Annotated in this window: 8 protein-coding genes; 2 read left to right on the top strand and 6 right to left on the bottom strand. The window is 72.5% G+C overall.

Annotated features, from left to right (window positions below; translation table 11 throughout):
• Positions 1-30 precede the first annotated feature (30 nt).
• From ACFU53_RS30135 to ACFU53_RS30125, 3 genes are read right to left on the bottom strand one after another with little or no spacing between them, the layout of a single operon-like run.
• On the bottom strand, positions 31-888 hold the full coding sequence (locus ACFU53_RS30135; protein ID WP_383999175.1) for an NmrA/HSCARG family protein: 858 nt from the start codon (positions 886-888) through the stop codon (positions 31-33).
• A gap of 14 nt (positions 889-902) precedes the next feature.
• A complete protein-coding gene (locus ACFU53_RS30130) occupies positions 903-1,742 on the bottom strand; it encodes an NAD(P)H-binding protein (RefSeq protein ID WP_383999172.1) in 840 nt (279 codons plus the stop codon).
• 3 nt (positions 1,743-1,745) lie between these two features.
• Positions 1,746-2,180 carry a SnoaL/DnrD family polyketide biosynthesis methyl ester cyclase gene (locus tag ACFU53_RS30125; protein ID WP_383999169.1) on the bottom strand — a complete coding sequence of 145 codons (435 nt, stop codon included), beginning with the start codon at positions 2,178-2,180 and terminating at the stop codon, positions 1,746-1,748.
• Positions 2,181-2,367: 187 nt separating this feature from the next.
• On the opposite strand from ACFU53_RS30125, the gene ACFU53_RS30120 reads away from it, so the two are divergent.
• Complete coding sequence (locus tag ACFU53_RS30120; protein WP_383999166.1) at positions 2,368-3,276, top strand: class I SAM-dependent methyltransferase; 909 nt, start codon at positions 2,368-2,370, stop codon at positions 3,274-3,276.
• A 57-nt stretch (positions 3,277-3,333) separates the two neighbouring features.
• Here the strand turns inward: ACFU53_RS30120 and ACFU53_RS30115 are convergent, their stop codons facing one another.
• The 3 genes from ACFU53_RS30115 to ACFU53_RS30105 form a co-directional block, all read right to left on the bottom strand.
• Positions 3,334-4,089: an SDR family NAD(P)-dependent oxidoreductase gene (locus tag ACFU53_RS30115; RefSeq protein ID WP_383999163.1), complete on the bottom strand. Its 756-nt coding sequence runs from the start codon at positions 4,087-4,089 to the stop codon at positions 3,334-3,336.
• A complete protein-coding gene (locus ACFU53_RS30110; RefSeq protein WP_383999160.1) occupies positions 4,086-5,165 on the bottom strand; it encodes a serine hydrolase domain-containing protein in 1,080 nt (359 codons plus the stop codon). The genes ACFU53_RS30115 and ACFU53_RS30110 overlap by 4 nt, the downstream gene beginning before the upstream one ends.
• Positions 5,166-5,265: 100 nt before the next feature.
• Positions 5,266-5,718: a nuclear transport factor 2 family protein gene (locus ACFU53_RS30105; protein WP_383999157.1), complete on the bottom strand. Its 453-nt coding sequence runs from the start codon at positions 5,716-5,718 to the stop codon at positions 5,266-5,268.
• Positions 5,719-5,862: 144 nt separating this feature from the next.
• On the opposite strand from ACFU53_RS30105, the gene ACFU53_RS30100 reads away from it, so the two are divergent.
• Positions 5,863-7,464 (top strand): class I adenylate-forming enzyme family protein, encoded by a 1,602-nt coding sequence (locus tag ACFU53_RS30100; protein WP_383999154.1) that lies wholly within the window; start codon positions 5,863-5,865, stop codon positions 7,462-7,464.
• Positions 7,465-7,473 lie beyond the last annotated feature (9 nt).

Genomic DNA, 7,473 nt, shown 5'->3' with positions numbered 1-7,473 from the left:
GGACCCGGCCCCTGCCGTCGTAGTGGGGCGTCAGGTACCGATGCCCTTCAGGAACGTCGCGAAGGACCGCAGCCCCGGGTGCTCGGCCCGCAGCGCCGCGATGTCGGCACGGTAGCCGTGGTCCTGGAACCACTCGAACATCAAGGCGATCTCCGGGGCGTTGGGGATGTGCGGGTTCGCGGCCACCGCGTCCAGCGCCAGCTCCTCGAACCGCGCCGGGCGCCCCGTGCACGCGGCGAACGCCTGCGCCACCTCCGTCGCCGTCAGCTCGTCGCCCGCCAGTTCGACGGCCCGCCCGAGATATTCGTCGGGACGGTCGAAGGCCTCGGCCGCGAAGAAGCCGATGTCGTCCACGGCGATGAACTGCACACGGGTGTCCGGCTTCAGGGCCAGCCGCACCACCAGCGTCCCGTCCACGTCCTGCGGGCCGTGCGCGGCGAAGTTGTCCATGAAGAACGACGGCCGCAGCACCGTCGTCGGCACGCCCAGCTCCGCCAGATAGCGCTCGATGTGCCGCTTCGACTCGAAGTGCGGTACCCCGCTGTGCCGTTCGGCCCCGCCCACCGAGCTGTACACCACGTGGGCGAGCCCGGCCGCCCTGGCCGCGCGGGCCACCGCCCGGCCCTGGCGGACCTCGCCGCCGAGCCCCTGCGGCGTCATGAAGTTCTGCACGGAGAACACCCCGCGCACGCCTTCCATGGCCGCGCGCAGCGAGGCCTCGTCGTCCAGGTCGCCGCGGACCAGCGTCACACCGAGGTCCGCCAGCGCCCGGGCGGCCGCGGACCGCGGGTCGCGCACCAGCGCGGACACCGCGCGGCCGCGCCGCACCAGCTCCCGCGCGGTGGCGCCGCCCTGCAGGCCGGTCGCCCCGATCACCAGGATCGTCATCTGCTACGTCTCCTTCACTGGAACAGCGCCGCGTTCGCGGCGGCCCACTCGCCGAACCCGCGGGGCTCGCGGCCGGTCAGATCCCGCACCGCCGTCGTGGGCTTCGCCCACGGCACCCGGGGGCTGTGCAGCGCCGCCACATTGGTGACAGCGGCCGGGCGGTCACCCGTGATGCCCACGAAGACCTCCACGACCTCCTCCTGCGGCGCGACCGAGAACTCCAGCTCCCTGCCGAGGACGTCGCCCAGGATGCGGGCCTGCTCCTCGGAGGTGAGGGTCTCCCCGCCGGTCAGGACGTACGCCTTGCCGCGGTGGCCGTCCCCGGTGAGCGCGGCGACGGCCGACGCGGCGATGTCGTACTCGTCGATCGGCGCGCCCGGATTGTTGCCGACCCAGTCGCGCACGGAGGAGGACTCGCGGATCGTCTTGATCCACCACGAGGTGTTGGCGTGGAACGGGCCGGGGCGCAGGAACGTGGTCGCGGCGCCCGACCCGGTGATGGCCTCCTCGGCGGCCCGGTGCTCGTCCGCGATGCCGTGCGCCAGCGGGTGCAGCACGCTCGCCGAGGACAGGAACACCAGGTGCCCGACGCCCGCCGCGGCGGCGGCCTTCGCGACATTGCGGGCCTCGCCCGCCACATCGCCGGACAGCACGATCAGCGCCTGGGCCACGCCCCGGAAGGCGACGGCGAGCGAGTCGGGGTCCGCGGGGCTGCCCGCGACGACGTCGACCCCCTCGGGCAGGGCCGCCTCCTCGGGCTTGCGGCTCAGCGCGCGGACCGGGCGGCCGAGCGCCACCAGCTGCTCGACGGCCTCGCGGCCCACCTTGCCCGTGGCTCCGGTGACGAGAATCATCGGTCAGTCCCTCCAGCCGTTCGGCTCCGGCCACGGCGACCCGAGCTGGCGGTACGTGCCCTGGTAGTCGGGCCAGTCGCGGTGGTCACGGATCTTGCCGTCGACCAGACGGATGAGGTGGATCTGCTCACCCGAGAACCGGCGGCCGGTCGGCGCCATGCCCACCAGGTCCCCGACGTGGCGGCCGTACAGGACGAGGTTGGCGCGCACCCAGTCGCCGCGCTCCTCCAGCAGGACCTCCTCGAGACGGGCCTCCTCGGAGAACGTCATCCTGAGCCACTTCACCGCCATGGCGAAGGAATCCGGACCGCGCAGATCCATGTGCTCCATCGTCGCCGGGTTGAGGTAGTCCGGGTGGATGTACTCCGCGACGTCCTCGGTCCTGCCGGTGTTGTAGGCCTCCACCATGCGCCGCACCACGGGTATATGACTGCTCATCGAATTCCCTCCACAGATGTCTCCGGACGACCCGGACGATCCGGACGACCCGGATGACCGGGATACGTCGGGACGGGGATACGGCCGCAAGTCTGCGGCGGCCCAACTGGCCGGGCAAGCAAGGAAACCCGGCCGTCGACCGGCTCTCGAACCGTCCTCCAGCGCTTCGCGGGGCACGGGCCGGACCATGGAGCGACCACCTGACGACAACCCGGAGTTGACCGTGACCGCGGACACCGCCACCGCCACCTACAAGACGAAAGTCACCGCCGCCTTCAACGGCGCCGCGGCGACCTACGACCGCCTGGGGGTCGAGTTCTTCACCCCCATGGGCCGGCGCCTCGTGGAGCGCGCCGCACCGCGCCCGGGGCAGCGCCTGCTCGACGTCGGCTGCGGCCTGGGCGCCACCCTGCTGCCCGCCGCGCGGGAGATCGGCCCGCACGGGTACGCGCTCGGCATCGACATCGCCGAGGCGATGATCGAGGAGGCCGGGCGCGAGGCCGCCCGCCAGGGCATCACCAACGTCGAACTGCGCGTCATGGACGGCGAGCACCCCGACCTGCCGGCGCGCTCCTTCGACCTTGTCGCCGGCAGCTACAGCGTGATATTCCTGCCCGACGCGCGGGCGGCGCTCGCACGGTACGCGCGGCTGCTGCGCGACGGCGGCCGGATCGCCTTCACCAGCCCGGTGTTCACCAAGGACACGTTCCCCTTCCTGCCGCCGCTGTTCACCCGGTGGATCCCGCTGTCCCTGCTGGAGCACCTGCCGCCGGCCTGGCACCCCGAGCAGCTGCACCGGCAGCTGAACTCGTGGCTGGAGGACCCCGCGGACCTCGAAGCGGCACTGCGCACGGCCGGCTTCACCGACGTGGAGGTCGTCGACGAGAGCGTCGACATGACCGCGGCGTCCGGCGAGGACTGGGTCAACTGGTCCCACACCCAGGGCATGCGCCTGCTGTGGCAGCACCTGCCCGAGGCGGAGGCGGCGGCGCTGCGGGCGCGCCTGACCGAAGCGCTCGACGCGCTGCGGGACGCGGAGGGCGTCATCCACATCGACGTCCCGGTGCGCTACGTGACGGCGACCGTCGCCCGCTGACACACCAAGGAGGCCCCCGGCGACCGGGGCCTCCTTGGTGTGCGCGTGCACTGCCGCTCACGTCACCGACAGCGCGCCGTCCACCGCCAGGACCGTGCCGTTGACGTACCCCGCCTCCGGGCGCGTCAGCTGGACGACCCACCAGGCGATGTCCTGGGGCCGGCCGACCCGGCCCGCCGGAATCCGCTGCGCCATCTGCGCGAGGAAGGCCTCGTACGCCTGCGGGGACATCCCCGCCCGCACCCCGACACCCGTGTCGACGACACCCGGGGCGACACCGACACAGCGGATGCCCCGTGGCGCGAGTTCCACGGCCCAGGTACGGGTCAGGAAGTCGAGCGCCGCCTTGGCCATGCCGTACACGGAGTTCTCGGGCCAGGCCCGCAGGCCCAGCGAGCCCGCCGAGCCGACGTTCACCACGACGCCCCCGGCGGCCTCCAGGGCGCCGAGGGCGCGCTGGGTCAAAAACACCGGCGCCACCAGGTTCGTGCCGAGCTGGGCGCGCACGGACGCGCGGTCCAGACCGTCGAGGGACGCGAACCCGGTGACGGCCGCGTTGTTCACCAGCACGTCGATACGGCCGAACTCCCGCAGCGCGGCCTCAACGATCACGTCCGGTGCGTCGGGCTCGTGAATGTCCTTCGCCAGGACACGTATACGGTCGTGGCCGTCCGCGGTCTCCTTCAGCGTCGATTCGCTGCGGCCGACGACGAGGACGTGCGCGCCGTCGTCCGCGAACGCGCGAGCCGTCGCCGCGCCGATCCCCGTACCGCCGCCCGTGACGACGACGGCCCTGCGCACGGGCTCGCTCATGAGCACAGCGCCGTGTTGACGCCGCGGATGACCGCCTGCTCGGCCTCCGGTCCGAAGTCCTTGTCACCGAGGGTGAAGGACAGCTGCACGCGGGCGTTCAGGTCGCGTGTGGTCGCCGCGAAGGTGGCGTAGCCCGGGATGCCGGCGCCGTGGCCCCACAGGTCCAGGTCGTCGTCGTTCTCCAGCTTCATCAGGCCCAGGCCGTAGCCGATGCCCATCGGCAGGTTCTCGATCATCTCGGGCGGCAGCGGGGTGGTCATCTCGGTGAACTCCGGCTCGTTCAGCAGCTTTCCGCTGAACAGCGCGGCGAAGAACGTGTCCAGGTCGGCGGTGGTCGAGATGATCTCGCCCGCGCAGCCGGCCTCGGAGGGGTTCATCAGCGTCACGTCGACGGGCTCGCCGCCGATCTGCATGTAGCCGCGGGCGTGCGGCTCCGGGATGTTCGGGTCGTCGCCGGGCAGGACCGTCTCGGTCAGCCGCAGCGGCTCCAGCACCCGCTCGGTGATCTCGTCGCGGTAGGAGCGGCCGGTGATCTTGTCGATGAGCAGGCCGATGATGAAGTAGTTCGTGTTGCAGTACATGAACCTGGTGCCCGGCTCGAACTCCAGCGGCTTGGCGGCCGCGATGGCGATCAGGTCCTCGGGGGCGAAGTGCCTGTAGCGGTCGCGCAGGAACCGCTCGCCCGGCTTCTGGAACGAGTCCATGTAGTTGTACAGGCCGCTGGTGTGCTGCATCAGGTTACGGATGGTGATCCTGTCGCCGTACTCCGGCAGCAGACCCGGCAGATAGCTCTCCACGGTACGGTCGAGGTCGAGCCTGCCCTCGGCGACCAGCTGCAGCACCACCACGGCCACGAAGGGCTTGGTGATGCAGGAGATCCGGAAGCGGCCGTTCTCGGGGACCGGGCGGTCCGAGCCGAGCTCCGCGATGCCGGAGGTGACGACGAACGCCTCGTCCCCCCGGGCGACCCGGAACTGCACACCCGCGGCACCGGCCGCGACCAGCCGGTCCGCGGCGCCCTGCACGGCTTCCTGAAGAGCCGATACATCCGGCCGGGCGATCGTCGTCTGCGTCATGTCGGGAAACCCCCATGGGTGCCGAGTCGGTAGGTGCGTACGGAAGAAAAAGGGTGACCGCCCGCGATGGAGGCGCACCCGGGCGCCGCTGGAGCGCCGGTCAGGCCAGGTCGTCCCGGGTCACCCTGCGCATCGACACGAGCAGCCGCCCGCCCTCGCGCACCAGCACGTCCTCGCAGACGCACACCCGGTGCACCCGCGACTCGCCGCCGATCACCGACGCGTAGACGGTCGTGTACGAGCGGACCTGAAGCGCTCCGTCCGGGCCCTGCGCCACGTCGAACATGCCCATGAAGTGGCGGTGCCGCTCACCCGCCTCGGCGAGCCGCGCGGCCGCGGCCCGGCTCGCGGCGATCAGCCCCGGGCGGCCGCGTACCGGCTCCGCGAGCGTGGGCACGTCGAACGTCGCGTCCTCGGTGAAGGTGTCCGCCCACCGCTCGGCTTCTTGGAGGTCCAGCAGTTGCATCTGGTGCGCGTAGAACTGCTGCACGCTCGCGTACAGCGGCCCGAACTCCGCGCCCTGTTCCCGTGTGAGGGCGGCCTGAGTGGTCATGTCCGACTCCGTTCTGTCCGGTCTCCTCGTTCCGTGAGGACTGTCTGCGGCCGAGGTCGAGCGGACTTCGAAGATTCCTCGAGCCGTGCCGCCGAACGTGGTGAGCCGCACCGCAGTCACCGCAAACCCCCGGAGGAGGACACCGTGGCGCGATTCACGTATCCGGAGCTGCCCCTGGACGGACTGCTGCGCCGCGCGGCGCTCCGCAACCCCCAAGGCGCCGCCCTCACCACCGGATCCGACACCGTCACCTACGCGGAACTCGACGCGCGGGCCGACCGCGTCGCCCGGTACCTGGCCGGCGCCGCCGGCCGCCCCGGCGCCCGGGTCGGCGTCGCCAACGTCCTCGATGCGGTCTTCCCCGCCGCCTACTACGGCACGAGCCGCAGCGGCCATACCTCCGTCCTGGTCAATCCGCTGATCGGCGAGGGCGCGCTGCTCCATGTCTTCCGATCCGCCCGCATCGAGATCGCGTTCGTTCCCACCCCCACCGCCGAACTGCTGACGAAGATGCGCGACCGGCTCCCCGCACTGCGCACCCTCGTCGTCACCGACGCCGACGACGCGGTGGTCCCCGCCGACGCCACCCCCCTCCACGTCGCTCTCGACGGTGTGCCCCAGGGGCCCGGCGGGCTCGCCGACGGCGCCCGGGACCTGTCCTCGGTGGCCTGCGTCCAGTTCACGACGGGCACCACCGGCCGCCCCAGGGGGGTGCGGCTCACCCATCGCAACCTGGTCGCCAACGCCGAACAGATCGCGCTCGCGCACGGCCTCGGCCCCGACTCGGTCACCCTCAACCACCTGCCGCTGTTCCACGTCATGCACCTCAACTCGGCCGTGTCCGCGGGCGCTTCGCAGGTCCTGTGCCGCGACCCCGACCCGCTGGCCTCACTCGGCCTGGCCGCGCGCGCCGGCGCCACCCACTACTACGGGCTGCCCGCCCGGCTGCACCGCCTGGCCGAGGACCCGCGCCTGGCCACTGCCCGCGAAGGCGTCCCGGCGGGGCCGCGGCTGACCGCCGTCATGTCCGGCGGCACCGCCCTGGCACCCGCCGCCGCCCGCCGCCTCCACACGGCACTCGGCGTCCCCGTCATCCAGGGGTACGGCCTGGCCGAACTCTCCCCGCTCTCCCACAACCAACGCCCGGGCGACCACCGGCTGCGCGGTGCCGTCGGCCCGCCCGTCCCCGGCACCGAATGCCGCGTCGTGGGCCTCGACTCCCGCGCCCCCGTGGACGCCTGGGCCACCGGCGAGGTGCAGGTGCGCGGCCCCCAGGTCATGGCCGGCTACCTCGACGACAGCGAGCCGTCCCCGATCGACGCCGACGGCTGGTTCTCCACCGGCGACGTCGGCCACCTCGACGAGGACGGCCGGCTGTACCTGGTGGACCGGCTCGGCGACGTCTTCAAGCACGACAACGAACTCGTCTCGCCGACCGCCGTCGAGCGGATCATCGCCGAGGACCCCAGGGTCGCCGAATGCGTCGTCGTCGGCTGGCCCGACCCCGTGCACGGCGCCGTCGTCTGGGCGGGCATCGTCCTGCGCGACCCGCCCGGCCCCCCGGAACACGCCGCGCACGCCGTCCTCGACACCCTCGACTCGGTCGCCGACCACGCCAACGCCCGGCTCGCGCACTTCGAGCGGATCCGCCGCGTCGAGGCCATCGACGCCGTGCCCCGCACCCCCACCGGAAAACCCGAACGGCGCGCGCTCCGGCGGCGACTGCACGCCCTGGCCGCCCTCTGAGCACCGGCA

The organism is Streptomyces sp. NPDC057474 (genome assembly GCF_042802555.1).
Lineage (GTDB): Bacteria > Actinomycetota > Actinomycetes > Streptomycetales > Streptomycetaceae > Streptomyces.
The sequence above is the reverse complement of the archived record's forward strand: the minus strand, read 5'-3'. Positions and strand labels throughout refer to the sequence as shown.